Annotated in this window: 24 protein-coding genes; 10 read left to right on the top strand and 14 right to left on the bottom strand. The window is 55.3% G+C overall.

Annotated elements, in window-relative coordinates; all coding sequences use genetic code 11:
- Nucleotides 1-6: 6 nt before the first annotated feature.
- The 3 genes from IEW06_RS03955 to IEW06_RS03965 all read right to left on the bottom strand — a co-directional run bounded on the left by IEW06_RS03955 (nucleotide 7) and on the right by IEW06_RS03965 (nucleotide 3,859).
- Complete coding sequence (locus IEW06_RS03955; RefSeq protein ID WP_187733799.1) at nucleotides 7-1,302, bottom strand: cation:proton antiporter; 1,296 nt, start codon at nucleotides 1,300-1,302, stop codon at nucleotides 7-9.
- Between the two features lie 190 nt (nucleotides 1,303-1,492).
- Nucleotides 1,493-2,740 (bottom strand): glycine C-acetyltransferase, encoded by a 1,248-nt coding sequence (kbl, locus tag IEW06_RS03960; RefSeq protein WP_187733798.1) that lies wholly within the window; start codon nucleotides 2,738-2,740, stop codon nucleotides 1,493-1,495.
- A gap of 48 nt (nucleotides 2,741-2,788) precedes the next feature.
- Nucleotides 2,789-3,859 (bottom strand): patatin-like phospholipase family protein, encoded by a 1,071-nt coding sequence (locus IEW06_RS03965; protein WP_187733797.1) that lies wholly within the window; start codon nucleotides 3,857-3,859, stop codon nucleotides 2,789-2,791.
- Nucleotides 3,860-4,044: 185 nt separating this feature from the next.
- On the opposite strand from IEW06_RS03965, the gene IEW06_RS03970 reads away from it, so the two are divergent.
- Both IEW06_RS03970 and IEW06_RS03975 read left to right on the top strand, forming a co-directional pair.
- A complete protein-coding gene (locus IEW06_RS03970; protein ID WP_187733796.1) occupies nucleotides 4,045-5,028 on the top strand; it encodes an NAD-dependent epimerase/dehydratase family protein in 984 nt (327 codons plus the stop codon).
- A 616-nt stretch (nucleotides 5,029-5,644) separates the two neighbouring features.
- Nucleotides 5,645-6,376 (top strand): DUF3891 family protein, encoded by a 732-nt coding sequence (locus IEW06_RS03975; protein WP_187733795.1) that lies wholly within the window; start codon nucleotides 5,645-5,647, stop codon nucleotides 6,374-6,376.
- A gap of 29 nt (nucleotides 6,377-6,405) precedes the next feature.
- Here the strand turns inward: IEW06_RS03975 and IEW06_RS03980 are convergent, their stop codons facing one another.
- Complete coding sequence (locus IEW06_RS03980; RefSeq protein ID WP_187733794.1) at nucleotides 6,406-7,236, bottom strand: hypothetical protein; 831 nt, start codon at nucleotides 7,234-7,236, stop codon at nucleotides 6,406-6,408.
- 189 nt (nucleotides 7,237-7,425) lie between these two features.
- Between IEW06_RS03980 and IEW06_RS03985 the strand changes: the two genes are divergently transcribed.
- The 3 genes from IEW06_RS03985 (at nucleotide 7,426) to IEW06_RS03995 (ending at nucleotide 10,512) form a co-directional block, all read left to right on the top strand.
- Nucleotides 7,426-8,391 (top strand): YihY/virulence factor BrkB family protein, encoded by a 966-nt coding sequence (locus tag IEW06_RS03985; protein ID WP_187733793.1) that lies wholly within the window; start codon nucleotides 7,426-7,428, stop codon nucleotides 8,389-8,391.
- Nucleotides 8,392-8,475: 84 nt separating this feature from the next.
- Nucleotides 8,476-9,633, top strand: a complete 1,158-nt coding sequence (locus IEW06_RS03990) for a hypothetical protein (RefSeq protein WP_187733792.1) — start codon at nucleotides 8,476-8,478, stop codon at nucleotides 9,631-9,633.
- Nucleotides 9,634-9,783: 150 nt separating this feature from the next.
- Nucleotides 9,784-10,512 (top strand): hypothetical protein, encoded by a 729-nt coding sequence (locus IEW06_RS03995; protein ID WP_187733791.1) that lies wholly within the window; start codon nucleotides 9,784-9,786, stop codon nucleotides 10,510-10,512.
- Nucleotides 10,513-10,584: 72 nt separating this feature from the next.
- On the opposite strand, the gene rlmN is transcribed toward IEW06_RS03995, so the two are convergent.
- Together rlmN and IEW06_RS04010 are read right to left on the bottom strand one after the other, a co-directional pair.
- Nucleotides 10,585-11,652, bottom strand: a complete 1,068-nt coding sequence (gene rlmN, locus IEW06_RS04000; RefSeq protein ID WP_187733790.1) for a dual-specificity RNA methyltransferase RlmN — start codon at nucleotides 11,650-11,652, stop codon at nucleotides 10,585-10,587.
- Between the two features lie 568 nt (nucleotides 11,653-12,220).
- Nucleotides 12,221-12,655, bottom strand: a complete 435-nt coding sequence (locus IEW06_RS04010) for a thioesterase family protein (protein ID WP_187733788.1) — start codon at nucleotides 12,653-12,655, stop codon at nucleotides 12,221-12,223.
- Between the two features lie 132 nt (nucleotides 12,656-12,787).
- Here IEW06_RS04010 and mnmC2 point away from each other — a divergent pair, with 132 nt between their 5' ends.
- The 3 genes from mnmC2 (at nucleotide 12,788) to IEW06_RS04025 (ending at nucleotide 15,360) form a co-directional block, all read left to right on the top strand.
- The gene (gene mnmC2 / locus IEW06_RS04015) at nucleotides 12,788-13,477 is read left to right on the top strand and encodes a tRNA (5-methylaminomethyl-2-thiouridine)(34)-methyltransferase MnmC2 (protein WP_187733787.1); all 690 of its coding nucleotides are present in this window, start codon (nucleotides 12,788-12,790) and stop codon (nucleotides 13,475-13,477) included.
- Nucleotides 13,478-13,559: 82 nt separating this feature from the next.
- A complete protein-coding gene (locus tag IEW06_RS04020; RefSeq protein WP_188547493.1) occupies nucleotides 13,560-14,762 on the top strand; it encodes a DUF2157 domain-containing protein in 1,203 nt (400 codons plus the stop codon).
- A 22-nt stretch (nucleotides 14,763-14,784) separates the two neighbouring features.
- Nucleotides 14,785-15,360 carry a GDYXXLXY domain-containing protein gene (locus IEW06_RS04025; protein ID WP_187733784.1) on the top strand — a complete coding sequence of 192 codons (576 nt, stop codon included), beginning with the start codon at nucleotides 14,785-14,787 and terminating at the stop codon, nucleotides 15,358-15,360.
- Here IEW06_RS04025 and IEW06_RS04030 read toward each other — a convergent pair.
- Both IEW06_RS04030 and bshC read right to left on the bottom strand, forming a co-directional pair.
- Entirely contained in the window at nucleotides 15,357-15,932 is a 576-nt protein-coding gene (locus tag IEW06_RS04030) for a 5-formyltetrahydrofolate cyclo-ligase (RefSeq protein WP_187733783.1), read from the bottom strand. The genes IEW06_RS04025 and IEW06_RS04030 overlap by 4 nt on opposite strands.
- 68 nt (nucleotides 15,933-16,000) lie before the next feature.
- A complete protein-coding gene (bshC, locus tag IEW06_RS04035) occupies nucleotides 16,001-17,578 on the bottom strand; it encodes a bacillithiol biosynthesis cysteine-adding enzyme BshC (RefSeq protein WP_187733782.1) in 1,578 nt (525 codons plus the stop codon).
- 197 nt (nucleotides 17,579-17,775) lie between these two features.
- Between bshC and IEW06_RS04040 the strand changes: the two genes are divergently transcribed.
- The gene (locus IEW06_RS04040) at nucleotides 17,776-18,954 is read left to right on the top strand and encodes an acyltransferase family protein (protein ID WP_187733781.1); all 1,179 of its coding nucleotides are present in this window, start codon (nucleotides 17,776-17,778) and stop codon (nucleotides 18,952-18,954) included.
- Nucleotides 18,955-19,076: 122 nt separating this feature from the next.
- Here IEW06_RS04040 and rimO read toward each other — a convergent pair whose 3' ends face one another.
- The gene (gene rimO, locus IEW06_RS04045) at nucleotides 19,077-20,393 is read right to left on the bottom strand and encodes a 30S ribosomal protein S12 methylthiotransferase RimO (RefSeq protein WP_187733780.1); all 1,317 of its coding nucleotides are present in this window, start codon (nucleotides 20,391-20,393) and stop codon (nucleotides 19,077-19,079) included.
- Between the two features lie 379 nt (nucleotides 20,394-20,772).
- On the opposite strand from rimO, the gene IEW06_RS04050 reads away from it, so the two are divergent.
- Complete coding sequence (locus IEW06_RS04050) at nucleotides 20,773-22,404, top strand: glycosyltransferase family protein (protein ID WP_188547495.1); 1,632 nt, start codon at nucleotides 20,773-20,775, stop codon at nucleotides 22,402-22,404.
- Nucleotides 22,405-22,491: 87 nt separating this feature from the next.
- On the opposite strand, the gene ftsY is transcribed toward IEW06_RS04050, so the two are convergent.
- The 5 genes from ftsY to rpmB all read right to left on the bottom strand — a co-directional run bounded on the left by ftsY (nucleotide 22,492) and on the right by rpmB (nucleotide 26,131).
- On the bottom strand, nucleotides 22,492-23,469 hold the full coding sequence (ftsY, locus tag IEW06_RS04055; protein WP_187310277.1) for a signal recognition particle-docking protein FtsY: 978 nt from the start codon (nucleotides 23,467-23,469) through the stop codon (nucleotides 22,492-22,494).
- A gap of 181 nt (nucleotides 23,470-23,650) precedes the next feature.
- Complete coding sequence (locus tag IEW06_RS04060) at nucleotides 23,651-23,812, bottom strand: DUF4295 domain-containing protein (RefSeq protein ID WP_133271382.1); 162 nt, start codon at nucleotides 23,810-23,812, stop codon at nucleotides 23,651-23,653.
- An 8-nt stretch (nucleotides 23,813-23,820) separates the two neighbouring features.
- On the bottom strand, nucleotides 23,821-24,003 hold the full coding sequence (gene rpmG / locus IEW06_RS04065) for a 50S ribosomal protein L33 (RefSeq protein WP_044510387.1): 183 nt from the start codon (nucleotides 24,001-24,003) through the stop codon (nucleotides 23,821-23,823).
- A gap of 133 nt (nucleotides 24,004-24,136) precedes the next feature.
- Nucleotides 24,137-25,795, bottom strand: coding sequence for an aminopeptidase P family protein (locus IEW06_RS04070; RefSeq protein ID WP_229743032.1), 1,659 nt, complete (start codon nucleotides 25,793-25,795; stop codon nucleotides 24,137-24,139).
- A 96-nt stretch (nucleotides 25,796-25,891) separates the two neighbouring features.
- On the bottom strand, nucleotides 25,892-26,131 hold the full coding sequence (rpmB, locus tag IEW06_RS04075) for a 50S ribosomal protein L28 (RefSeq protein ID WP_133271380.1): 240 nt from the start codon (nucleotides 26,129-26,131) through the stop codon (nucleotides 25,892-25,894).
- Nucleotides 26,132-26,185: the final 54 nt, after the last annotated feature.

Here is a 26,185-nt window from a genome sequence, read left to right on the forward strand (position 1 = left end):
GTCTTTTTACTCAGCCGTAGCTACTTTGGCTTTCTCAGCTTCTTCGGACTCACTCAATTCGGCGGCTATTTTTCGGCCGTGGCGACGGTCAAGCCAGTTCATGATGGGCGTTGCTAGCACGCCGTGCAAGCCAATGGACACCAGCATCGTGAATGCTAGAATGGCCCACAGCTGCCGCGCTTGAGGAAATTCAGCTTTATCCAGCGCATAGGCCAGATAAAAAATGGAGCCGATGCCCCGAATCCCAAAAAAGGAAATCACGCTGCGTTCGGCCATGTTCACTCGCCTGGATCCTATTAGGGTTAATAAGCCCCCCAGAGGCCGCAGCACCAGCACCAGCAACAAGCCGATCAGCATGCCTTGCCAAGTGAGCGGCGCCAGCAACCCGCCGGCGATGGCGCCGCCAAACAGGATAAGAATAACCACGATCAGCAGGCGCTCCATCTGGTCGGTGAAGGCGTGCATCTGCTTGTGATACTCATGCTTGCGCTCCCGTCCACGCAACGTAATAGCGGCCACGAATACGGCTAAAAACCCGTAGCCATGCACCAGTTCCGTTAGGCCGTAGCTAATAAGCGTGACCGCTAGGGCCACAAACCCATACGCGCTCGACTTTAAGCTGATTTTTTTGGGCAAGTTGAAAATCAGGTAAGACAGAAACAGACCTGATAGCCACCCTAGCATCACACCTGCCCCAATCCGGTACAGCACATCCATCCAGGCCCATTCAATCAAACGAGCTGATAAGGGCAACGCTGCCGGGAGCAGCGCCAGCGCCAGATAAACAAAGGGAAACGCCAGGCCGTCGTTCAGGCCAGCTTCGCCGGTAAGCGCAAAGCGTACGTTGTCTTCGCGGCCCTCGCCGGGGTCACCTACCTGTACATCGCCGGCCAGCACCGGATCGGTGGGCGCAAGGCAGGCGGCTAGCAGCACCGCCGAAGGCAAAGCCAAGCCAGCCAACGTGATGCCCGCCAGCGTGATGCCCGCGATGGTAATAACCATCAGCACCAGCACCAGCCGAAGTGGGGTGCGCCAGGCGACCAACGAAAACGGGCGGTCTATTTTGAGACCAGTACCGGTCAGCGCCACAATTACACATAGCTCCGACAAATGCGTTACTAATTTTGGGTGCTCAAACGGGTCGGCAGGCGGCAAACCCAGTGGTAATGTATAGGCAGCCATACCCAGTCCAATGAACAGGATAGGATAGGAAAGCGGGTATTTTTCCAGCAAAGAAGGCAGCCAAGCCACGCCCAGAATGGCCACGCCCAGCATGACAAGGAAAATGTGATATACCGACATAAAAGCGAACTGCAAGTAGTGATTAAGCAGTCACTTACGCAGAACGTCAGGCGTTCGGCTATACTCAGCAGTATCACCCGCCAAAATCAGGCTGTTCTATTTCTGGCAAAAGCTACTTTTTACATATGAGAGGCATAAAAAAGCCCCTCAGATACTCTCTGGGGGGCTTTTTTATCTCAATCAATACGAACTAAGGTGTGTTCGTTACTACCTGTCCAGCTTCGGGCTGAGCAGCGCTTCGATCTTTTAGCGTACCCAGTTCACGGCCAACTTCGATAAATGCCGCAATGGCCTTATCCAGATGCTCGCGGGTGTGGGCGGCGGAAAGCTGCACTCGAATACGCGCCTGACCTTGAGGCACTACGGGGTAGTAGAAGCCAATAACGTAGATGCCCTTATCCAGCATTTTGGCCGCGAATTCCTGGGCCAGCTTGGCGTCATACAGCATTACGGGCACGATAGGATGCTCGCCGGGCTTGATGTCGAAACCAGCGGCGGTCATTTTTTCGCGGAAATACTTGGTGTTTTCTTCCAGCCGGTCACGCAGCTCCGTGCTCTCATTCAGTAGCTCCAGCACGCGCAAGGAAGCGCCCACGATGGCCGGAGCTAAGGTGTTGGAAAACAGATAGGGACGGCTGCGCTGCCGCAGCATTTCGATAATTTCCTTGCGACCTGTGGTGAAGCCGCCCATAGCACCGCCTAGTGCTTTGCCCAGCGTACCGGTGATGATGTCCACGCGGCCCATCACGCCGCGCAGCTCGTGGGTGCCGCGGCCGGTTTTGCCCAAAAAGCCCGTGGAGTGGCATTCGTCTACCATTACCAACGCCTGATACTTGTCGGCGAGGTCGCAGATCTGGTCGAGGCGGGCAATGGTGCCGTCCATGCTGAAGGAGCCATCCGTAACGATGATGCGGTGGCGGCTGCCTTTGGCGGTGGCGTCCTGAAGCTGCTTTTCCAAGTCTGCCATGTCGTTGTGGGTGTAGCGGTAGCGCTGGGCTTTGCACAGGCGCACCCCGTCAATGATGGAGGCGTGGTTCAGGGCATCTGAAATGATGGCGTCCTGCTCGTTGAACAAAGGCTCAAATACGCCGCCGTTGGCGTCGAAAGCCGCCGCGTACAGAATCGTATCCTTGGTGCCCAGAAACTCGGCCAGCTTGCGCTCCAGCTCCTTGTGAATGTCCTGAGTACCACAGATAAAGCGCACCGACGACATGCCGTAGCCGTGTGAATCGATGGCCGCCTTAGCCGCCTCTATCACCGCCGGGTGCGACGATAATCCCAGGTAATTATTGGCGCAGAAGTTCAGCACTTCGCCGGCCTCGTTGGTTTCAATTTTGGCCCCCTGAGGTGAGGTAATAATGCGCTCTTTTTTGAACAGGCCGTTGGCTTTTATTTCGGCCAGCTGGTTTTCGAGGTCGGGTTGGAGGGTGGTGTACATATGGTGAGGTGGTGAAATTGTGAAGTGGTGAGTGGGGGGCAATTTTCGTTATTTTTTGGCTTGTGTACGCGCGAAGAAATCCTGCACGCCCTGTCGGCCGCTATCTACCAACGACTGCTTTTGCGCCGCTGATACTTGCTTGATTTTCGGATTGAACCCCAGCGTATTGATACTAACGGTGCGGGGCCAGTCGGTGGCGGCCGTGGGGTTTAGGTTTTCGATGGCCAAGGTATAGAAGGCGCCCATATAGCTGCCGAAATCGTTGATGTCATACGGAGCCAGTTCGCGGCGGCCATCGGGCTGGGTATCAAAGGCAATCTGCTCGGCGCGGTCGAGGCGGATGCCCAGGGTTTCGGGATTCACAATTTGCCCCCCAGAGGCCAGCGCTGTGGTGTTGGGGGGCAAATATCGAGCGTGGTCGAACAGGTCGAGCGGGTAGTTGGCCAGCAGGCCCCCATCTACTAACACATTCACCTTCTGATTTTTCGCCGGCTTGCGCACTACCTCGCCCTGCTCATCGAGCAGCACGGCGCGGAAGTACAGCGGAATGCTCATGCTGATGCGCACGGCGGCGGCTACGCGCAAATTGGGGTGGGTTTCGTAGCTGAATACGTCCGTGCGCTGAGTGGTCAGGTTGGTGCCCGTCACGTACAGGTCGCGGCCCTTGCCTTGCTGGGCCAGCGCATGAAGCTGCCCCAGGGTGAGGTCGGGGTTCTCGGTTTTGCGGGCTACCAAGTCGCTGAGGTACTTCGTAAACTGGTCGCCGCGGTACCAGCCGTACTGTTTGATCAGGCGCGTGCTGCCCCCGAAAAAGATCAGGCGACCATCGTTGAGGCGTTGCACCGGCGTGTTATTTACCACCTCAATAATTTCCTGGGGCGAATAGCCCACGGCCAGCAAAGCCGCCTGAATAGCTCCCGCCGAGGTGCCGCCCACCCGCTGAATACCCGCCAGCACGCCTTGCTTTTCCAGCTCCGCCAGCGCGCCTCCGTAGGCAATGCCCCGAATGCCGCCGCCTTCCATCACCAGGTTGCGATAGGTAACGGGCGCCACCGATTGGCCTTGCGCCACAGAGGCAATACAGCAGGTAAAGGCCAGTATCAGGGCAAAAAGCCGCATACAGTATTGTTTGAGCGTTACCCAAAAGTAGACAAAAGTGGCTGCTTCTGCCCGATGAGCTTCGGCTGGGCACGGGAGTTGCGGAGCGGGCGTTGCCGAGCTTGCCTACGGGCAAGTATACTGGCATAACCGCCCGACCCGGTATCTTTGTAGCCCCACCCCACCCACATTCCCTTTTTCTCAGCATGGAAACCACCCCCAGCGATACTATTCTCGTTATTGGTGCCTGCGGCCAGCTTGGCTTCGAGCTCACCCACGCTCTGCGCCAGCGCTACGCCGCCGACCACGTAATTGCCGCCGACGTGCGCCGGCCCCAGCAGCCTGAGTTGCAGGAAGCTGGCCCCTTCGAGCTGCTCGACGTGCTCGACCGTCCCCGTCTCGAAGCCATCATTGACCAGTATCGTCCCAAGCAGATTTATCACCTCGCGGCCCTGCTGTCGGCTACGGCGGAGAAAAACCCGGAATTTGGCTGGCGCCTGAATATGGACGGCCTGCTGAACGTGCTCGATCTGGCGGTGAAATACAAGGTGGCACAAGTGTACTGGCCCAGCTCTATTGCCGTGTTCGGGCCGGATACGCCCCGCCAAAACACCCCCCAGCTTACCATTATGAACCCCAGCACGGTGTATGGCATCAGCAAGCTGGCCGGGGAGCAGTGGTGCGAGTGGTACCACAAAAACCACGGCCTCGACGTGCGCTCCCTGCGCTACCCCGGCCTGATCAGCTACAAAACCCTGCCCGGCGGCGGCACCACCGACTACGCCGTGGATATCTACCACAAAGCCGTAGCCGGTCAGCCCTACGAGTGTTTCTTACAGAAAGACACGTACTTACCGATGATGTATATGCCCGACGCGCTCAAAGCCACCCTGGACTTGATGCACGCCCCGGCCGAGCAAATCAAAATACGCTCGTCTTATAATCTGGGCGCGATGAGCTTTTCTCCCGCCGAAATCACGGCCGCCATTCAGCGTCACGAGCCCGATTTTGAGGTAACCTACAAGCCCGATTCGCGCCAGCAGATTGCCGACTCCTGGCCTGCTAGCATCGACGACTCCCGCGCCCGCCAGGATTGGGGCTGGCAGCCTGAATTTGATTTAGACAAAATGACGGCTGACATGCTCTTGCACCTCCACCAAGCCGAGCCGCAAGTGGCTGAGAGCCGCTAAGCAGCAATGATTTATGAGCTTGGGCGAGGTGCTAGTAGGAGTTGTACAGCTACTAATAATAGTCGGCTTTTACTATATATTCTACCAGCTCATTAGAGTACTAATACGCCTGGGAGCTATTCGCTACCCGACGAATCCGCTTCTGCCGGGCTGGCGCCAACTGCACGACCAATATGGTAGCGAGGAGAACGTGCATATTACCGAGCTAATATCCGGCTGGGTTGGGGCTCGGAACTACGATTTGAAGATCATATTCAACGCCCAGGATGTGGTAATCCGAAATATGATGAGCTCTTCCGTAGCAGTACAGATCCCATATACCGAAATACAGATAGTGCAGGCCCCAGTTGCTTGGCAACTCACTCGCTCCAGCGAAAAAAAATACACCGACGGTAAGTTTCAAGCCGGTGGCGTTATTATCGAATTACCAGCCTATTGGGCTGACCAGCTAATAAAATATATGTCTGCGGTGAGCAGCGTCAGTTGAATTGGCTTCTTTCTACAGATTGGTTTTTCAACGCTCTACCGCGACCCGGTAGAGCGTTGTTATTTAGGCACATTCGAAAACCTCCTCGTTCATAGTGCGTTCCTGTTGCGTAACTCGGACCTATATCACATGATTGTCAACTACACCACCCAAGGCTGGCAGATTGTCTACCAGCAGTCGCACGCGTTGCTGGCGGCGCAGCTGGCGTGGCACTGGCCCCCGTTTGGCCCCACCGACCGCTGGGTGGGCCTACTAGCCGCCATTGCCCAGCACGACGACGAGCAGCGCCCCTGGGACGGCCATTATGGCCTCACCCCCACCGGCGCCCCCGCCGATTTCACGATGGTAGACTTCTCCATGGAACAAGCTACCGGCGTACTCCGGGCCGCGCGTTTTCAGGGCCAGTGGCGCAGCTTGCTTACTAGCATGCATCTGAGCTTTCTGTACGAATCGCTCAGGGGGCAAAAAAAGGAGCTGGACGCTTTCCTGGATGAGCAAAAAGCCAATCAGCAGCGTTGGCGCAAGGGCTTGGGCATCAATAAAGCTGATGCCCAACAAGCCTACGACCTCATGCAGTGGTGCGACCGTCTTTCGCTGATTCTCTGTCGTCGGGAGTTACCTGAAATGGGCCGCGCCCTCGAAATTAGCCAAGGCCCCGATGGGCGGCGCTACGACGTGGCACGCCCCACCGCCGACGGCCCCGTGACCATTACGCCCTGGCCGTTTGCGGCTTCTCACTTTACGGTGAGCGTGGAAGCGAGTAGCCTAGCACAACTCCAATTTAAGGACGATGCGGAGCTATCGGCCCGCTTGCGCGAAGCTCCTATTGAGACGTTGCGGTGGGAGCTAGTGAAGTCTTAGAGCTTCGCTAAAAGCCCCCCAGACACTACTTATAGTGAGCTTTTCAGCTTCTGCACCGGCACCGGGCTATCCATAATGCCGACCGGAACAGTTTGGCGAACAGCTATATCGGTGATGCGGGCGGGCTTGGTCGGGTCGCTGCGGTCGGAGGCCAGCAGAATGTTGCCGTGCTGCGCATAGTCGCTCCAACGACGGCGAAAGGCCGGCTGGGGGTCATCGGCCTTGGCAAAGTACGACCACTCATGCACAAGCCCGCTGCTGCGCAGCACCCGAATCTCGTAGCGGTTTTCGGGCGTCACGCCCACATCTTTAAACGTCATCTGTAGGATGTCGGCAGGCTCGTTTTCGAAGGTCGTACCCAAGCCGCGGTAGGTAAGCGTCACGCCAGAGTCTTTCAGTTTGAAGGGCATAATCAGCCACCACGAGTTATTCACCCAGGCCGGATACATTTTTTCCAGCAGCTCCTGACCGCCAGGTGTATCTGTTATTTCTTTACCGCCTTTGTAGGCCTTACCAGTGCGGGTAAGCAGATTATAATTGGCTACTAAGCTGTCTTGCTCCCAGTGAAAATCGCCGGTGTATTTGTCCCAGATCTGGTATTGGCCCCGAAAAAAGCTCCACGCCAAGTAGCGGGTATTCTGCCAGTTTTGGTAGCCGCCCATGCGGGCCATTACGGTGTCGGCAATGGCAATAGCACGGGGGTCAGAGCCCGCCAGGTCGAAGCCCTGGCCAGCCGGATACGCCGGCGTAGCGCTGATAGTGGCCACCTCGCGAATTCGCTGGCAGCTCATCATGTAAAGCGAAAGAGTAACCGCCAGGCCGAAGCCAACGGTGCGCAGAAAAGGACAAAAAGCCTTCATTAACAAGAAGATAGAAGATGTGAAAAATACCGGCCTAGCGTTGAGCTTTGCTTGATAGGTGGGGTGCGGGCGCATCTATACGGGAAGCGCGCATGGGTGGACATATAGAAGTCTGAACCGAACGCATAGCCTGACTAGCCCGTACTAGTAGCCAGTACATTCAGGCTTATCGCTCGCTTTCCCTTTATTATGACACCTTATCGCCTTTCCGACATCGTTGGCATTTTCAAATCTACGGCTGGCGAATTTATGCAGAACAACTCGTTTCGCCACGCGGCGGCGCTGTCGTACTACACCATATTTTCACTGCCACCTTTGCTGCTCATTGTCATCACCTCGGCCAGCGCTGTGCTTGGTCCTGAGGCAATTACGGGGCAGCTTTTTCAGCAAATCAGAGGCATAGTAGGTGCTGAGGAGGCCAAGTTCATTCAGGATTCCATCAACAAGTTCAACCAGACGCAGCAAGGCGGTTTATCCTCGCTCATAGGTGTGGCTACCCTGATCTTTGCCGCCACCACCTTCTTCGTTACGCTACAGGAGAGTATCAACGATATCTGGAATCTGAAAGTGAAGCCCCGTAACGGCATCTGGCAGTTTGTCCGCGACCGTCTGTTGTCCTTTGGCTTAATTTTGAGCGTAGCGCTGCTTCTGCTTATCTCGTTTGTGGTCAGCGCGGTACTCACTGCCTTCACCGATTACTTGCAGCAGTTGTTGCCTGGGGTAGCGGTGTTTTTTATTCGCCTGCTCGATCTGGCCTTATCGCTTGCCATTACTACCACCCTGTTTGCCATGATCTACCGCTTCCTGCCCGATGCCATCATCCGGTGGCGCGACGTCTGGATTGGCTCCTTTATCACGGCGGCCCTATTTGTACTGGGCAAGTTCCTGATTGCCTTCTACATAGCCAAGGCCGAGCCGGCATCGGCTTACGGGGCAGCCGGTTCCGTTATTATTCTGCTGCTGTGGGTCAACTACTCGTCGCTCATCATCTTTTTCGGGGCCGAGTTTACCCAGGAGTTTGCCGATGCCTTTGGGCAGAAAGTTCAGCCCAAAGCGCACGCCGTGCGCATAGAAGTACGCGAAGTGCCCATTGGCGAATCGAAGGAGGAAATCAGCACAGGCCGCCCGCGGGCGCAAGGCACCTGGCGAAAATAAAAGGCTGATTATTCAGACGTATCGGTATTTAAATATTCACGCAAACGAGTACGTTTACGGCACTGCCCTCACGCACTCATTTGTATGAAACCTCTTTATAGTCTGCTTGTGCTCCTGCTCGGTCTGGGGGGCTTTTTTGCGCCGCAAAAGGCAGCTGCTCAAGAAACTACTTCCTCTCAGATCCGGGTGCTGACGGTAAGTCCCATCGTAGGAGAGTCAATTGACAAGCAGGAAAAGATTACCTATGGGCTGTTCCCATTCTATTCGTTTGATGACTTTCGCGAGGCTCGCTTTATTCAGCGCCTGACGCCTGACAGCTCCATTACGCTGCAAGCCACCATGCTTGATGGCAGCATCAAGCAGCGCCCGTTTACTATCAATGACTTTCGGGCCGTGCGCGTCAGCATCGAAGCGCGACAGAAGATGCTGAGCGCTACTCCTGGCTTTGGCACCGCAAGAATCGGGATGCCTGATTCACTGGGTCAGATGTACTCCGTTGAGCTTCGCACGGGCACTTCTTTTGTGGGCCGGCTTGTGGCCCAGCGGGCCGGGGAGTACGAGTTTCAGACCACGGACCTAGGGCGCATCACGGTGCAGCGGGCCAATATAAAAACCATGCAGCCCCTCACTTCTGACCAGGCCGGAAAAGGCTGGGAACCAGTTGGCAACGGCACCCGCCTCTTTTTCGCACCCACCGCCCGCACCCTGCGGCAAGGCGAGGGGTACGTGCAGGACATCAACATCTTCTTTGTAGGAGCCAACTACGGCATTACCAATAACATAGCCATTGGCGGGCTCGTGGGGCTAGTGCCGGGCGCGGGGCTGAATATTCTGGCCGTGACGCCCAAAGTTGGGGTTGCTGTAACCGAGAAGTTCAGCGTAGGCGCGGGCGTTTTGTTTGCCAGCGTATTCGGCGAAACGGGCGGCATAGGCTACGGCCTCGGCACCTATGGCACCGCCGACAATAACGTGACGCTCGGGCTGGGCTACTTATTTGCGGATGGTGAAGTCGAAAGCAGCCCGGTAGTGGTGCTGGGCGGTGCTACCCGCATATCGCGGCGTGTGTCCCTGCTCAATGAGACGTATATAGTCGATGGTGGCTTCGGGGGCTTGGCGGGCCTGCGCATTGCCGCCGCCCGGCTGAGCGGCAGCCTGGGCATTTTGTACGGCACCGATGGCGAAGACGGAATAGTTGTGCCGGCTTATCTGGAAGTCACGTATCGGTTTGGCAAGGTGAAGTAACAGAATTATATAGCTTGAAAGCTTGCCATTGTTAGCGCTTCTACTGAGAGTGTTCAAAGGGAATACATACGAGAATTGGCTGCGTATTAGTAGGCAACAGAGCAGTTAATATATATCAATACAATTGCCAGAATATTGTAATTTGCGGGGATGAAAAAGCTATACACTTCCTTATTATTTATCCTCCTACTAAGTTTTCAGTTCGAGGCTCGTGCCACCAAGATAAAAGCTATAGCTGATACGCTGGGGCAAGCTCGCTTAGTAAAATCTCTGTCGGCTACGATGTGCAGCAAGATAGAAGAAGAGGAGAAAAAACGTCCTTTAAAGACTTTAACCCCAGAAGAAGGCAAAACTCTGTTTATTCAGATTGTAACTGCGACCATGAGCGAGCACACCGATCAGCTGAGCAGTTTGATGACGACAAACAAGATCGGTAAAGGAAAAATGAATGCCGTAGGAGAAGTGTTGGGTAGGGAAGCCACGATGCGGCTAATGAAGACCTGCCCAGCGAGCCAGCCCTTGGTTATGCAGTTGGGTTTATCTGAGGCCAAAAACAAGCCCACCATCACACCTGAGGAAAAACCGGTGTTAACGGTTCTGGTAGATGACATCTGCAACCGCTTAGATACGGAGCAAGCGAAAGCCACATTTGCGCAACTTACGCCCTCAGCCCGCCTCGAGATTATGCAGCAGTGCATGCAGGGAGCCATACTTAAGCACTTAGAGGAGTTGTCTATATTCTATGGCATAAAGACCGTCCAATCTTCTTCCGAGATGGAAAAGATTGGGGTTAAGATTGCCTTCATTATGGCTGAGCAGTGCCCAAATCACCTTACAAAAATGGGTCTTGATAGCAATGAAAGTAAAGGCAAGAAGTAGCCATGACTGATAAACTTTAAAGAAGAAAAAGCCCCCCAGAGCAGTTCTGGGGGGCTTTTTTTGTTTGTCAGCTTAGGCAGCTACAGGCTTTTCTTTCACGGCTAATTGTCCGCAGGCGGCATCGATGTCTTTACCGCGCGAGCGACGAATGTTGGTTTGCACGCCGCGGTCGGCCAGGTACTTGTGGAATGCCACGATTTTGTCGGCTTCGGCGTTCTGGTAGTCGGCGTTTTCGATGGGGTTGTACTCGATGAGGTTCACTTTGCAGGGCAGCCACTTGCTGATGGTGTACAGCTCGGCGGCGTCTTCCAGCGTGTCGTTGAAGTTCTCGAATACGATGTACTCGTAAGTGACTTTGCGGCCGGTTTTCTGGTGGTAATACTGCAATGCCTCCTTTAGCGCCGCCAGCGAGTTGGCTTCGTTGATGGGCATGATTTCGTTGCGCTTGGTGTCGTTGGGCGCGTGCAGACTCAGGGCCAGGTTGGCTTTCACGTCGTCGTCGGCCAGCTTCTTTATCATCTTGGCAATACCGGCCGTGCTGATCGTGATGCGGCGCGGGGCCATGTTCAGGCCATCGGGCGCGGTAATGCGCTCCACGCTTTTCACTACGTTGGCGTAGTTCAGCAGCGGTTCGCCCATGCCCATGTACACGATGTTGGTGAGCGGCGTGCCGTACTGGCTTTCGCACTGCTCCCGAATACGCACCACCTGATCGTAGATTTCGGCCGCGTCGAGGTTGCGCTTGCGCTCCATGTAGCCCGTGGCGCAAAACTTACAGGTCAGCGAGCAGCCCACCTGCGAGCTGATGCAGGCCGTCATGCGCGTGTCGTGCGGAATAAGCACGCCCTCCACAATGTTGCCATCGTGCAGGCGAAACGCCGACTTGATAGTGCCGTCGTTGCTGAGCTGCTGATTTTGCACCGTCACGCCATTGATAACAAAGTGCTGGGCCAGCAGCTCGCGGGTAGTCAAGCTGATATTGTTCATCTCCTCAAACGAGGAAGCCGTATTTTTCCAGAGCCACTCCAGCACCTGCTTGGCACGAAAAGGCTTCTCGCCGTGCTCCACCATAAAGGTTTTGAGCTCGTCGGGGGTGAGTTTGCGGATGTCGCGCTTGGTAAGTACGGGCAAGGATATCATAGGGCAAAGATACAACGTAACAGGCGCTTGGGTTCCAGAATATAGACTTCTGTGCCTGTTATTGAGCTGATGCCAGCTTCAATGTGTAGCTAACCGCTACGCGTCGCCCATTTTGCATGCCCGGTTTGAAACGAGGCAGTTTATTGGCTGCTGCTACCAGAGCAGCTTCGCACGCCGCCGATAGCTTTGGGTGTGGAGTGTTTTCTGAGTTATTAACGCTAGCAACATTACAGATAGCACCATTGGAGTCAACAGTAAACCTCACAAAAACAGGAGATGGGGGCGAACAACCAGCTTTCGTGCTAGCTACCTGAAATTCACGAGCTAAGTCTGAGATTAAATTTTTTGTATTGCCTCCTAGATACGTGGGCATGTTTTCCACATAAGTGTATGCTTTCGTACACTCATTATACTGGCTTTCTAAAATAGGCTTTGTTGACGTAGAACCCTGCGCCACCGCCGACCATGCAGTTATCAAAACCAAGCTCACCAATAAACTTAATCGCCTAAGTATCTGCACGCAGCAATGCATAAGAGAATGGATAGGGTTAATAGTTAAAGATAATTATTATGCGCTGGGCAGACTAAGCTGGGCTTCCATCTCGGGGGACAAATTGCGCAGTTTACGGGTATTATAGTCGAAGCACAGCATGCCCGTTTTGGCCCGAGCGATTTCGCGACCATCCTGGTTTTTCACCCAATACACCACATCGAAGCCGTAGCGGTGCAGGTCGGTGGCGGCCAGCTGAATGTGGAGCACGTCGCCGTGGAAGCCTTCGCCTTTGTACTCTATGGCCACGTCGGCCATGATTAGGCCGATTTTGGTAGCGGGGTCGAATTCGGGTAGTTGGCAATGCTGTAGGAACTGCACGCGGGCTTCGTGCAAAATGCTGAGCAGAGCATCGTTGCCGAGGTGGGCACCGTAGTTGAGGTCGGTGATGCGCACCGGAATCTGCACGGTGAGCGGGAATGCGTCGGGTAAGGCTACTTTTACGCGGGCCATGTTTGCGAAAGTAAATAGGTTTTGTCATGCAGAGCGCAGCGAAGCATCTCGCTCGCGCCGTTAGAATACTATGGTAACATCAGCACGCGAGATGCTCCGCCCTGCATGACGTTCTAACTAAACAAACATACTATGCAACTAGAAGTCCGGGTGACGCAAGATGGCTCCAGCACTCTGTACGTGCCGGCGCTGAATGAGCACTACCATTCTACTCACGGTGCCGTGCAGGAGGCGCAGCACGTGTACCTGACGGCGGGCCTGGAGCCGGCTCTGGCGGCTTCTGGGGGGCAAATTCGGGTGCTGGAAATCGGCTTTGGCACCGGCCTGAATGCGCTGCTCACGTTGCAGCGCAGCCTACTTGAGCCCCAGCCCATCCTCTACGATACACTGGAAAAATATCCGCTATCCGCTTCCGTTATTGCGGCGCTGGGCGTGGAGCGCTACATTCTAAACCCTGAGCTACAGGAGTTTCACTACCGCCTGCATGCCGCGCCCTGGAATGAAGCAGTGCAACTTACGCCGCGTTTTACACTGCGAAAGCTCCACGCGGCCTTGCAGAATTTTCAGTTGCCCACAGACTACTACGACGTTGTTTACTTCGATGCATTTGCCCCCGAAAAGCAACCCGATATGTGGACCGAAGCCGTATTCAGCCAATTATTCGCGGCCACCGCGCCGGGGGGCATTTTGGTGAGCTATTGCGCCAAAGGCAGCTTTCGGCGCAGTTTGAAAGCGGCAGGCTGGATAGTAGAGAAAATACCCGGCCCGCCCGGCAAGCGCGAAATGACGCGAGCCCGGAAAGGTGAGGTAGTGAAATTGTGAAGTGGTGAGTGATGTTTATCAACTTGTCTTCCTTACCTACCTTCACCACTTCACAATTTCACTACCTCACCTTTCCCCACCCATGAGTCGCAAACTTCTTGAAACCGACGGGCCGGACTGGGTAAAGAAGGGCATTATCAGTCCTGAGCAGCATCGGCAGTTGCTGGAGCTATACCCGGAAGATGCGCGGGCTATCGGCTTGTTGCCGCTCTTGGGCAGTTTGCTGGTCGGGCTGAGTGCGTTGAGTTTAGTAGCGGCCAACTGGCAGGGTTTGCCGGAGTGGCTGCGGATTGGGCTGCTGCTGGGGGCCTTTTTGGGCGCTTACGCCAGCGGTGAGTTTTTTCTGCGCCGCGGCAATAGCTCGGTGGGAATTGGCTTGGTTGGCTTGGGCCTGATTCTGTTTGGGGCAGCTATTATTCTGACCGGGCAGATGTACCAGCTCATCGGCTACGACGTAACGGGGCTCGTGGCCTGGGCTGTGGCGGGCACGTTGCTGACGTACTTGTACCGCAGCCGGTTTCTGTTTGTGCTGACGGTAGTGATTGGGGGCGTGGTGCAGGGCTATACTACGGGGCAGCTGGGCGCCTTCAGCTACGCGGCGGCCGTGCTGACGGCTGGCGGGCTGGGCTACTACTGGTGGCGCCGCCCCGATATACTGCTGGGGGGCGTTTTGGCTAGCGGCCTGCTCTGGCAAGCGGGCTTACTTATCGGGCATCTGCACGCCAAAATCACGTGGTTTTTTGTGCCCGCTATGCTCATCTACGCTGCCGGCGACTGGCAAACCGACCGCCCCGCCGGCCGCGCGCTGCAAGGCCCGCCCCTGATTACGGCTTTTATATTTATGCTGGGCTTGGCGCTTTATGGGGAAGTAGGCAGCTACGCTGGCATGTTGCGGCCGCCCTTGCTGGCTTACGTTGCGGCCTTGCTGGTAGTGTTGGCGCTGTCGTTGGCCGGTAAGCGCACCCGCGGCCGGCTGGGCAGCGCCACCGATTGGCTGCTGCTGCTGCCGGGCTTTTATTTGCCGAGTGGCTTGCCTTTGGCCGTCGCTTCGTTGGTGGTTCTGTATGCGTACTCGGGAGCAGTATTGTGGCGGGCACAAGCTGAGCAAAACTCTGATCGCGTAACGCTGGGGACCATTTTGTTTATCCTGACTACAATGGCGGCGTACTTCAAGCTGACCTGGGATTTCATGGATAAATCGCTTTTCTTCCTCCTTGGCGGCGTGCTGCTGCTGGGCCTGAGCTGGTATTTGCGGCGGCGCAATACCCGCGCCAGTAGTCGCTAATCACCTTTAATCATCGCACCGTATGTTTTCGCTCTTATCAGATCAGGTGCCCTTGGCGCGGCGGCGGCGACTATTGCTGCTGACGATTCTGGCGCAGGTGCTATTTATTGTGGCTGTGGCAGTGGCGGGTTACGCTACCACCGCTTACGGCCGCGTTATTACGCTCCGCACCACGCCCATTGACCCGCGCGATTTGCTTTACGGCGACTACGTTATCCTGAATTATTCTATCAGTCAGCTGCCCACCAGCTTATGGCGCGAGCCCGGTCCGCACCCGCGCCGGGGCGACCCCGTATATGTGGTGCTGCGGCCAGCCGGCGAGGCCTACGAGGCAGTACGCGTGTACGCTAAAAAACCCGACGTACCCGCCGACCAAGTGGTGCTGCGCGGCTGGGTAGCCGACCGCTGGCGCCGCAACCTGCGCATTCGCTACAACCTGGAGCGCTACTACGTGCCCGAAGGTACCGGCCTGGAGTTGGAGCGCCGTGGAGCACGCAAGCCCCTGCTGGTCAACATAAGTATCGCCCCCTGGGGTCAGGCCCGCATTACGGGGGTTGAAATAATTGCGCAGGACAGCGCAGCGGCCCCTCGCCCTTAGCGAAACCGAAACACCTGCTCGGGCGTGATGCAAGCCGTCAGCGGCTCATCGGTGGTATCTACGTCGGTAATCTGGGGAATGAGCGGCTCCAACGACAACCCAATCCGCTGCGTCTCCGGCCGACATTGCGCCAAAAACCGGTCGTAGAACCCCTTGCCATACCCTACCCGATGGCCCGCCAAGTCGCAGGCCAGCAGCGGCACCAACACGGCATCAAACACACTGGGAGGCATTTCTTCCGCCTCTACAGGCTCAGGTATTCCCCATCGGTTTGTAGCCAGCTGGGTATCAGGCATAAGCAGGTAGTGGCGCAGCGTTTGCCCATCGGCCTGCGTGACGGGGACGGCCAGCTGCACCTGCGGAAACTCGTCCCATATTCGGCGGATGAAGAGCCAGGTGTCGGGCTCGTGCTGCTTGCTGATCGGCAGAAATAAGTGCAGCCAATGCCAGTCAGCTACCGGAAACTGGCTAAAAAACTGCTGGCCGAGCCCCTCGCTGCGCCGCTGCACTTCAACCTCAGACAGCGCGCGGCGGCGAGCCAAAAAATTACGACGAATGTCTGCTTTCAGCATAAACAGTTCAGCAAAAAGCCCCCCAGCAAACTGGGCAAGCGACTAAAGACATCGTAGCTAAGCCGGCTCTACTCTTCCTCCAGCACCGTGAACTCCAGCGCCAGTGGCTCGAAGGAATCCAGAAGCTGCTGCAGAAACTCAGGGTTATTGATGACAATACTGAGCACGTTCTCCACGCGCTCTTGCAGGTCGCCGTTGGGGAAAAGCTTGTCTTTTACAGCTGTAAGCTGGCTAAAGACGATTTCGTGCTTGTTTTCGGCGGCTTTGATGAGGCGCTTTTCCAGGTTGCTGAGGCCGGCCGCAGCCTTCTGCGCTTCGGCGGCCACGGTTTTTACCAGCGTGGGGTCGAGGCGCTGTGCGAGGTCGGTTATTTCCTTAAAAATGCCCCCCATTGCGTCCTGCTGAGCTTTCAGACTTACTTCCTCCTGCCCTACAGTGCTGCCGACCTGCTTTTTCAACTCTGCCAGCGGCTGGAATAAGTCGGTGGCAGTGAGGCCCAGCTTGCGCAGTTTACCCGCGTTGGGCTTGCTTATATACAACCCCGAATTGCGCAGCAAAAGGATCGGGAAGGGGACTTTATTATCGGCGAATACCTGCTTGAGCTGAAACCAATAGGCTACTTCCGCGCCGCCGCCAATGTAGCACAGGTTGGGCAGCAGCAGCTCCTGATACAGCGGGCGCAGCACCACGTTGGGGCTAAAGCACTCGGGCTGCTGGCGAGCCAAAGTCAACAGCTCTTCCGTCGTGTAGCGCAGTTCCGTGTTGCGCACCACAAAAGCGTCGCTTTCGGGCTCTATTCGCTCGCGCTGGCCTTCGTCGGTCAGGAAAAACAGGTTGAGCGGGCGGGCGTACACCTGGGGCTTGTAACCAGCATTGGTAAGCTGCTCATTCGTGGCTTGCACCGCCTTAAACGACGCCTGCGCACTGATTTCCTGTTCCAGCGCGGGTACCAATGCCTGCTTGAGCGCGGGCGTGTCAGCATCCAGACACACCAGACCCATCTCGCCGAACAGCTCCGTTACCAGGCTACGCGTGGCTTCGGACAGGGTCGATGATTTCCGGTAAGCTTCCGCAAAAGCCGCGGGCACATCCGCCGATAACTGACTGAGCACTTGCTCCTCCAAGCCATCCACCGCCATCCGCCCAACGGGACCGCCTACCTTTTCGGTTTGCCACTCGTGGCGCTTACCAAACAGCTGAAAATGGTTGATTTCGGCGAAGTCGTGGTCTTCGGTGGCCATCCAGTACACGGGCACAAAGTCGTGCTGCGGATACTTTTCCTTCAGCTGCCGGCTCAGCTTGACGGTGGTTATGATCTTGTAAATGAAGTACAACGGCCCCGTAAACAGGTTGAGCTGATGCCCTGTGGTAACGGTGAACGTGGTGGGCTGAGCCAGCAATGCTATGTTAGCGGCCACGCTGGGGGGCAAATTTGTTCCCTGGTACTGCTCCTGCACACTAGCCACCAGTCGCGCCCTGCTCTCGGCTGAATAGCTGGCTTGTTTTTCCTCAATTTGCCCCCCAAAGGCCTCCAGGGTGGGGAAGTGGTGGTAAAAAGGCTTCAGCGCCGCGTGCTGGGTTAAATAATCGGTAACTAAAGCAGAAAAGGCACCGGTAGCGGCGTACGGGAGGGTGGTCACGTGCATGAGTAGAGTCTGATAAGCTGGTTTAACCAGCGAAGCCCGACAAAGTAACGGGCTATTTCCGGAGTTGTCTGCGCAGAGCTTCCAGCGCAGGCTACAAAACGTCTCAAATAGGGTCCGTTTTATTCCCGAAAGTATATCAACGCTATATCCAGCCTTCCGTAAATTAGCCTCCTCTACTTTATTCCTAGTATCCTGGTATGGCTCCACGTCCTTACTTTCCCAACCTCGACGGCTTACGGACGGTGGCGTGCCTCGCCGTTTTCCTTATTCATAGCTTCATCAACCTGCCCAGCCCGGAGGTGCAGTCTACGGCGGTGTACCGCTACGGCCTGAACGCCTTTAGCACCGGCCACGTGGGCGTCAATTTCTTCTTTGTGCTGTCGGGCTTCCTTATCACCTACCTGTTGCTGGAGGAAGAGAAAAACTGGGGGCGCTACGATATCCCGGCCTTCTACCGCCGCCGCATTGTGCGCATCTGGCCGCTGTATTTTGCTTGCGTAGCCTTCGGCTTTCTGGTGATGCCCGTGCTGAAAGCCAAAATGGGTCAGGAATGGAATGAGCTCGCAAATCCTTGGTGGTACGTCACTTTTCTGGCTAATGTGGCGGTGTTTTTTGATGGCTCGGAGGCGGCAGCATTCAATCTGAACGTGCTGTGGTCGGTGGCTATTGAAGAGCAGTTTTATTTATTCTGGCCGCTCCTGCTGTTACTGTTTCGGCGTGCCCGGCTTGCGTTGTTTGTGCTGCTCATTGTCTTCAGCCTGGCTTTTCGCTACCTCAACCGCTTCGATGGCGACGTGCTCTACCAGCACACTTTTTCGGTGCTCTCTGACTTGGTTATGGGCGGGGGCGCGGCCTGGCTGGCTTTCCACCGCCCCAGCTTCCGGGCCTGGGTGAGCAGCTGGCCGCGGCTGGCTATCGTAACGGGCTACATGGTAGGCGTAGCGCTCATTCTGGCTCAGGAGCACGTGCTAACCGGAACCGTGCTACTGACCGGGCGCCGGGTAGTGCTGGGCCTGTTTTTCGTGTTTGTGATTTTGGAGCAGAACTATGCTACAGAGTCCTTCTATAAAATGAGCCGCAACCGCTTCCTTACCTACTGGGGCACCTACACGTACGGCTTTTACTGCCTCCACCCTATCGGTCTGCAAATAGCCCTGATAGGCGTACGCCGCTTCTGGCCCGGCCCGGAAGATCTGGGCTTCGTGTTTGTGTATTCTGCCCTGGCTTTACTTATAAGCGCCGCAATGGCCTGGGTAAGCTACCGTTTCTTCGAAATGCCATTCCTGCGATTAAAAGGCAAATCGCGCACGGCTACGCCCATTCCATCGGCGGCCGAACCTATTTTGGCGCCGGCAACGGTGGCAGGAGAGAAGTAGCCTGAACCGAGCCGGCCTACTGCGGATGCTTTTTCAGTAGCGCCTGACCGTCGCTTCTATAAACCCACAAAAAAGCCCCCCAGAGTATTTCTGGGGGGCTTTTTGTGGGTTAGCGGCCTATTTTAGCGCACTAGAGTACCGTACAGATCAAAATCCGAGGCATCGTGGATCAGCACCGGTGCAAAATCACCTAGGCGAACGTGGGTATCAGGAGTAGCTGCTACCAACACCTCATTGTCTACTTCGGGCGAGTCGAACTCGGTGCGACCCACGAAGTAGCCGCTCTCCTTGCGGTCAAACAGTACCTTATAAGTCTGCCCCACTTTCTGCTCGTTCAGCTCCATGGATATGCCTTGTTGCAGCTCCATAATCTGGTCGGCGCGCTCCTGCTTTAGTTCGGCGGGCACATCGTCAGCCAACGAATAAGCATGCGTGTTATCCTCATGCGAATATGTGAAGATGCCCAACCGGTCGAAGCGCGTACGCTCTACAAAGTCATATAGCTCGTCAAAATCCCGCTCCGTTTCGCCCGGATGGCCGGCAATAAGTGTTGTGCGCAGCGCAATGCCCGGCACCCGCTGACGCATGGTATCCACCAGTTCTATGGTGCGGCGCTTGCTGATACCCCGGCGCATGGTTTTGAGCATGTTATCTGAAATATGCTGCAAGGGCATATCCAGGTACTTGCAAATATTCGAGCGCTCAGCCATTACATCTAGCGCGTCCAGCGGAAACTGCGAAGGGTAAGCGTATTGCAGCCGAATCCAGTCGATGCCATTCACGTCGGAGAGGTTGCGCAGCAAATCGGCCAGCTTCCGCTCGCCATAAGCCTGCAAACCATAATACGTCAGGTCCTGGGCAATCAAAATAAGCTCCTTCGTGCCCATGGAAGCCAGGCGCTTTGCTTCGCGCACTAAATCCTCCATCGGCCGATCTACGTGCTTGCCGCGCATCAACGGAATAGCGCAGAACGAGCACGGACGGTTGCAGCCTTCCGCAATCTTGAAGTAAGCGTAGTGTGAAGGCGTGGTAATCAGCCGCTCGCCCACCAGTTCGTGCTTGTAGTCGGCCTCCAGCGTCTTCAGCAGTTGCGGCAGCTCCAGCGTCCCGAAGTAGGCGTCTACCTGCGGAATTTCAACCTCCAGATCCGACTTGTAGCGTTGCGACAGGCAGCCCGTCACATAGAGTTTTTCCAAACGGCCCGCTTCCTTCTCGTCGGCGTAGCGCAGAATAGTATCAATGCTTTCCTGCTTGGCGTTGTCGATAAAGCCGCAGGTGTTGATAATCACAATGTTGGCATCACTTGTAGCTGCCTCATGGGTTACATCGAACTGATTGGCCCGGAGTTGGCCCATAAGTACTTCCGAGTCAACTACATTTTTGGAGCAGCCCAGTGTGATGACGTTTACTTTATTGGCCCGAGTGCCTTTTACTTTCATGTCAATTGGGTAAGCCAGAAATAGGCCGAAGCGCCTAATCCTGAATAAATTGGCCCCCAGCCGCGTGTCGCGAAAATGGGAGCGCAAAGGTACGCATGAGCCAACGCCTTTTCCTAGGCTGAACGTTCATTCCGCCTCCCGCTCCCCCGACATCCATTGACAGTAGCACCGAGATAAAATCCTGCTTGCCCGCAATGCTGCTACTACTGCCGCCAACCCTCCATCACCTATGCTTAGCTTGCATCATTATTACAAAGCCCTGAAAACCTGTACAGTCGATAAAACAAACCTGCCAACAGGGAATAATATGGTAATTTAACCTTTAGGCTTCCAACAAGTCACAGCGGCCAGAACTGGCTACGCTGCCCTTATTTTGCTCATGAATTTTACGAGTATTCTTCAGCGCCTGCCCACCTACACGCTTGTCTTCGTTATTTTCTTCACCCTCGCGTTCTTCCTTTTCGCACACGAAGGGCTAAATAACATTGACGATTTTTTCTATTCTCATTACGCGTATCAGCTCCAGACTGGCACCTTCCCCGCCACCCCAGATCCACGGGGCTTGCTTGATTCTTTAAAAGAACGCTACCTGGTGTTTGCTCCGGTAGCCCTGCTTTACTGGGTATTTGGCATCAACATTTACACCACCACCCTCTGGCCGCTACTAGCGACAATAGGTTGCTCCGTTTTAGCCTGGGTTCTATTCCGCCGACGCCAGCCAATGGTAGCAGTTGGAACAATGCTACTCCTGGGCCTGCATTACTACACGCTCGATCTAGCGCGGTATCTCTACCCTGATAATCTGCTCATGCTCTGGGGCTTTGCAGCCGCCACGGCCCTATATACCGGACGGCAACCCGGGCGGCGCGAGGTCGTCTGGGGGGCATTTTTTGCCTTGTTCAACTTCGCGGCGCTGCTTAGCAAAGAGACCATTATCTACTATGCTCCATTCTACCTGGTGGTGCTGGTTTGGGATATGGCCCGGCGACAGAATTACCGTTTCTGGCTTACTGCGGTGGCCCTAGGTGGCGTGCTACTCGCCGCCTATCTGCTGTACTATCATGCCTTAACGGGTGATAGCCTCTACCGCATCCACCTCATTGAGCGCACAAATGAGTTTATGAAGTCCAGCAACTACTTGCACGGCCTTCGACATGAGCTGCTTGGGCGTCTGACCTGGCAGCCCATCGCATTTTTTGTGGAGATAGGTCTGGCTCCGGCGTTTCTGCTGGCAGGTGTTGCCGCGCTCAGCTGGTGCAGGAAGCGCCTTTCGTCGGAAGCAGGGTTCTGGTTGGGTTTGCTACTGGTTACACTGGCCTGCTACTGGCTTGGTAGCACATCATTGGTGCAGTATACTCCCATTACACTCCTACCCCGCATGACTACACCCCTGCTCCCGCCACTGTGTATAGCAGCGGGCTTTGGCTTGCGGGAAGTAGTAAACAGCGGCTGGGGCCGGGTTTGGATTGGCGTGCTTCTATTAGTGGCGGCTCTTTGGATGCACAATTTGATGTCGCTGGTGTACGGGGGACTAGGCTTGTACTTTGCTGGATCGGTTCTACTAGCCAGATTAAAAGTTAGTTTGATGTGGTTTCAGACCGGAACTCCGTTTTACCCCCTTCTAACAACACTGGCACTGGCCGGTAGTCTGGCCTTATTGCCAGTGCGCACGATGTTGCTATCGAGCGAAACGTCTTACTTCTCACAGGCGCTTCTGATTCAGAAGTACTTACCGGCTTCTACTACTCGCGGGCATGTATTTGTCAATGACCACTTAGCTCGACAATACCCATTTTATTACGACTTTCAAGTACCACTCGGATTAACTTACTATCCTTATAAAATTGCCAGCAGCATATGCCCGGAGCCTAACCAACGGTCGTGGTTCATCTTAAATCTCACCACCACTAATACTCAGCGTCAAAGCGGAATATTCGATCGTTTTCCCCGCCGGCGCCTCGTAGCACAGGAAGGATACGTGCAACTCTACGAAGTGGAGTTAGAGCAATAGAGCTAGCTATGCAGAGTCAAATTATACCATAAAAAGCCCCCCAAGATTATGTAAGAATAATCTTGGGGGGCTTTTTTGTACTTCAGCTTATTTCTTAGAAAACAACGAGTTGACAAACGTATGTCGGTCGAACAGCTGCAAGTCGGTCATCTTCTCCCCCACCCCGATATAGCGTACCGGAATATTAAACTGGTCGGAGATACCGATAACGACGCCACCCTTGGCCGTGCCGTCGAGCTTGGTAATAGCCAAAGCAGATACCTCTGTGGCGCGGGTAAATTCTTTGGCTTGCAGAAAGGCGTTCTGGCCGGTGCTGCCATCAAGTACCAGCAGCACTTCGTGGGGCGCATCGGGAATTACCTTCTGCATCACGCGCTTGATCTTGCTCAGCTCGTTCATCAGGTTCACCTTGTTATGCAGGCGGCCAGCCGTATCAATTATGACTACGTCGGCCTGCATTTCCACACCTTTCTGCACGGCATCATAAGCAACGGAAGCCGGGTCGGTGTTCATGCCATGTGAAATCACGGGCACGCCGACGCGCTGTCCCCACACTATGAGCTGATCCACGGCGGCGGCACGGAAGGTATCGGCGGCACCAAGCACTACTTTTTTGCCCGCTGAATGGAAGCGGTGCGCCAGCTTGCCGATGGTCGTGGTTTTGCCCACGCCATTAACACCCACCACCATTATCACGAACGGGCCGGTGTAGGCACCTGTATCGGGGCGGTCGAGGACGGCGCTTCCGGAGTTATTCTCGGAAAGCAGCTCGGCAATTTCCTCGCGCAGAATGCGGTCCAGCTCGCTGGTGCTCACAAACTTGTCGCGGGCCACGCGGTCTTCAATGCGCTTAATTACCTTAACCGTCGTGTCGATGCCCACATCGGCGTGTACCAGTACGCCTTCCAGGTCGTCGAGCACCTCCTCGTCTACCTTGCTTTTGCCGACAACCGCTTTGCTGAGCTGGTCGAAGAAGCTGGCTTTAGACTTTTCCAGCCCTTTGTCCAACGACTCCTGCTGCTCTTTGCTTTCTTTATCCTTTTTGAAAAAGTCGAAAAGTCCCATGGGTGAGGAAGTAGCGCGAAGCTCCAGCTTCGCGTATCGTTGCATGCAAATAGTTACCACAAGCTAGCTAAACTAATTGGGCAACGACGCGCAAAGCTGGAGCTTCGCGCTACAACGCAAAAAAGTCCCACTGCTGGCGGGACTTCTTCACTTACTACAGGAATGCCACGAAGGCACCGAATTACTTAGTCCCGGAGGCCAAATACTCCTGTACTTTGTCTACGAGCACCATTTCCTCACGGAAGGTGTAAGCGCCAGTTTTTGGCGACTTCACGGCACGAATGACTTTAGCCCAGTCTTTTCCGCCCGCTACTTTCAGGGTTGCTACTACTTTCTTAGCCATTGCTCAGCTTACTTGATTTCCTTGTGAACGGTCATCTTCTTAAGCACAGAGTTGAATTTCTTCAATTCAATGCGCTCAGGAGTGTTCTTACGATTCTTCGTAGTGATATAGCGCGAGGTGCCTGGCTGGCCCGAGTTCTTGTGCTCGGTGCACTCCAGGATTACCTGCACCCGGTTTCCTTTCTTAGCCATCTCGACTGGGGGTTTTTGGATTAAGGACTGCAAAGGTACGAGCCTTTGCGGAATTACCAAATGGTCAGCACAATGTAAATCTTACTTTTTACTTTGGCAGGTGGTAAACGCACCTCTACGCTTTAGTAGGCGGCTATTTCAGCTCCGGAAGCTTAAAGTCATCCAATGCGCTGGATTTAGCCATAAGTGCTTCGATTTCGGCTACGGTGCGGGGGGCTTCTTTGGACAGATTTTCCCAGCCTTTGTCCGTTACCAGCACGTCATCTTCAATACGCACGCCGATATTCCACCACTTCTTGTCGCAGGGGCTGTTTTCGGGAATGTAGATGCCGGGCTCGACAGTGATGACGGTGCCAGCGCGCAAAGGGCCATATGTACCCCGATCGTGGACATCGAGGCCCAGGTAGTGCGAGGTGCCGTGAGGGAAGTACTGTCGAGCTTCTTTGGCGTCTTTAATGATGCCTAGTTTGAGCAATCCTTCCGTAACCACCTTCCGGGCAGCCTCGTCAGGGGCTCGGAAAGCGCTACCGGGCTTGCACTGCTCGAAGCCGGCTTGCTGGGCCGCTAACACCAGCTCATAAATCTGACGCTGCTCCGTGGTAAACTTACCTGTGGCCGGGATGGTGCGGGTTACATCGGCGGTGTAGCCGTGGTACTCAGCGCCGCAGTCCATCAGCACAAGGTCGTTGCCGAGGCGGGGCTTGTCATTGACGGTGTAATGCAGCACGCAGGCGTTGTTGCCGGCGCCTACAATGCTGGGGTAGCCTTCGAATTCAGCACCGTACTTTCTATACACAAATTCGTGCAAGCCCTGTACTTCCATCTCGGTCATGTTCGGCTTCATAGCCTTCATAACCTCCTGCTGGCCCACTGCCGAGATGCGGATGGCTTGCCGCAGGTGCTTTATCTCTTCCGCGGTCTTCACCTCCCGCATCTCATCCAGCAGCGCCGATAAAGTAGAGCCGTCGAGGCGCGACGTGGGCAAGGCAGCTACTGCTTGCTTGCGGGCATCGTCGGTGCTGGCCTTCAAATAGGCTTGCAGGTAGCGATCGGAAGCCAACTGGGGCTGCTCTTGGGTCAGATTGGTCAGGTAAGGCGTCAAGTTGGCCGCACCTGGGGTTCCAGCGTACTTGCGGATTACCGCATAAGCTTCGCTCCGACTTGGATTGTAGTCGGCGGGAAAATTTGCCCCTTGGCGGAAGGCTTGGATAAGGCTGTACACATCGCCGGGGTTGCCTGCATCATCACGGGCGTCTTGGGGCTGATCCAGGAACATGACTTGCTCGAAGCTGCTCCAGGGTAGTTTGGCGGCAGCAAACTCTTTGTTATCGGCTACATATTGAATCTTTAGCTGCTGCTTGGTGCCTTCAGTGCCGAGGCGCCGACCCGTCCATTGCTCAGCCCTGGGGTTGCGCGGCTGCACATACAGGGCTTCGGTTACGCCACTTTGCCCCCCAACCGTCTGAGGCTCTTTGAATAAGAGGAGCACAGCGTCGGGCTCGTCATAGCCGGTGAGGTAGAAAAGGTCCGGGTTCTGATGATACTTAAAGTCCACATCGTTGGCCCGGTTGCGGACGGGGCTGGCAAACAAAACGGCAACGGAGCGAGCTGGCAGCTTTTGTCGCAGCAGCTCTCTCCGTTGCCGGTGAAAGGCGGGGTCCATAAAATCGGCAGGGCGGTCGGAGCCAGCGGCGCGCTGTGCGCTAACCTCTGGTGCAAAACTCGCCAGCAGCATCGCTACGCAAGCGACACGGACCAGCCGGGGGGCATTTTTCGGCAAGGAAAGGAGCATAGTAAAAGAAAGACTACGAATAGCGCCCAAACGTTGCGCTTGGGCCGGGTAGTTCACCCGTCGCGTCTTCCGGCTCCTAAAACTGCCGAAAAATCTTTAGTAAACGATGAAGCCTTTTTCCTTCGCCTTCTTCAAGGTGGCCATGATGCCATTCTTGTTGATGGTGCGGATAGTGCTGGTAGCTACTTTCAACGTAACCCAAGCATCTTCCTCGGGAATGTAGAAGCGCTTCTTCTGTAGGTTGGGGTAAAACTTGCGCTTCGTCTTGTTGTTGGCGTGCGACACGTTGTTGCCTACGCGGGTACGCTTGCCGGTTAGATCACAAACTCGGGCCATGATATCAGGAACTTAGAGGTTTCAGTACTGGAAAAAGGGACGCAAATATCGGTA

It is taken from the genome of Hymenobacter qilianensis, from assembly GCF_014638675.1.
GTDB lineage: Bacteria > Bacteroidota > Bacteroidia > Cytophagales > Hymenobacteraceae > Hymenobacter > Hymenobacter qilianensis.

Excerpts from the sequence above, each read along its gene's own strand:
- IEW06_RS03955 (WP_187733799.1), bottom strand. The coding sequence starts at position 1,302 with ATGTCGGTATATCACATTTTCCTTGTCATGCTGGGCGTGGCCATTCTG.
- kbl (WP_187733798.1), bottom strand. The coding sequence starts at position 2,740 with ATGTACACCACCCTCCAACCCGACCTCGAAAACCAGCTGGCCGAAATA.
- IEW06_RS03965 (WP_187733797.1), bottom strand. The coding sequence starts at position 3,859 with ATGCGGCTTTTTGCCCTGATACTGGCCTTTACCTGCTGTATTGCCTCT.
- IEW06_RS03970 (WP_187733796.1), top strand. The coding sequence starts at position 4,045 with ATGGAAACCACCCCCAGCGATACTATTCTCGTTATTGGTGCCTGCGGC.
- IEW06_RS03975 (WP_187733795.1), top strand. The coding sequence starts at position 5,645 with ATGATTGTCAACTACACCACCCAAGGCTGGCAGATTGTCTACCAGCAG.
- IEW06_RS03980 (WP_187733794.1), bottom strand. The coding sequence starts at position 7,236 with ATGAAGGCTTTTTGTCCTTTTCTGCGCACCGTTGGCTTCGGCCTGGCG.
- IEW06_RS03985 (WP_187733793.1), top strand. The coding sequence starts at position 7,426 with ATGACACCTTATCGCCTTTCCGACATCGTTGGCATTTTCAAATCTACG.
- IEW06_RS03990 (WP_187733792.1), top strand. The coding sequence starts at position 8,476 with ATGAAACCTCTTTATAGTCTGCTTGTGCTCCTGCTCGGTCTGGGGGGC.
- IEW06_RS03995 (WP_187733791.1), top strand. The coding sequence starts at position 9,784 with ATGAAAAAGCTATACACTTCCTTATTATTTATCCTCCTACTAAGTTTT.
- rlmN (WP_187733790.1), bottom strand. The coding sequence starts at position 11,652 with ATGATATCCTTGCCCGTACTTACCAAGCGCGACATCCGCAAACTCACC.
- IEW06_RS04010 (WP_187733788.1), bottom strand. The coding sequence starts at position 12,655 with ATGGCCCGCGTAAAAGTAGCCTTACCCGACGCATTCCCGCTCACCGTG.
- mnmC2 (WP_187733787.1), top strand. The coding sequence starts at position 12,788 with ATGCAACTAGAAGTCCGGGTGACGCAAGATGGCTCCAGCACTCTGTAC.
- IEW06_RS04020 (WP_188547493.1), top strand. The coding sequence starts at position 13,560 with ATGAGTCGCAAACTTCTTGAAACCGACGGGCCGGACTGGGTAAAGAAG.
- IEW06_RS04025 (WP_187733784.1), top strand. The coding sequence starts at position 14,785 with ATGTTTTCGCTCTTATCAGATCAGGTGCCCTTGGCGCGGCGGCGGCGA.
- IEW06_RS04030 (WP_187733783.1), bottom strand. The coding sequence starts at position 15,932 with ATGCTGAAAGCAGACATTCGTCGTAATTTTTTGGCTCGCCGCCGCGCG.
- bshC (WP_187733782.1), bottom strand. The coding sequence starts at position 17,578 with ATGCACGTGACCACCCTCCCGTACGCCGCTACCGGTGCCTTTTCTGCT.
- IEW06_RS04040 (WP_187733781.1), top strand. The coding sequence starts at position 17,776 with ATGGCTCCACGTCCTTACTTTCCCAACCTCGACGGCTTACGGACGGTG.
- rimO (WP_187733780.1), bottom strand. The coding sequence starts at position 20,393 with ATGAAAGTAAAAGGCACTCGGGCCAATAAAGTAAACGTCATCACACTG.
- IEW06_RS04050 (WP_188547495.1), top strand. The coding sequence starts at position 20,773 with ATGAATTTTACGAGTATTCTTCAGCGCCTGCCCACCTACACGCTTGTC.
- ftsY (WP_187310277.1), bottom strand. The coding sequence starts at position 23,469 with ATGGGACTTTTCGACTTTTTCAAAAAGGATAAAGAAAGCAAAGAGCAG.
- IEW06_RS04060 (WP_133271382.1), bottom strand. The coding sequence starts at position 23,812 with ATGGCTAAGAAAGTAGTAGCAACCCTGAAAGTAGCGGGCGGAAAAGAC.
- rpmG (WP_044510387.1), bottom strand. The coding sequence starts at position 24,003 with ATGGCTAAGAAAGGAAACCGGGTGCAGGTAATCCTGGAGTGCACCGAG.
- IEW06_RS04070 (WP_229743032.1), bottom strand. The coding sequence starts at position 25,795 with ATGCTCCTTTCCTTGCCGAAAAATGCCCCCCGGCTGGTCCGTGTCGCT.
- rpmB (WP_133271380.1), bottom strand. The coding sequence starts at position 26,131 with ATGGCCCGAGTTTGTGATCTAACCGGCAAGCGTACCCGCGTAGGCAAC.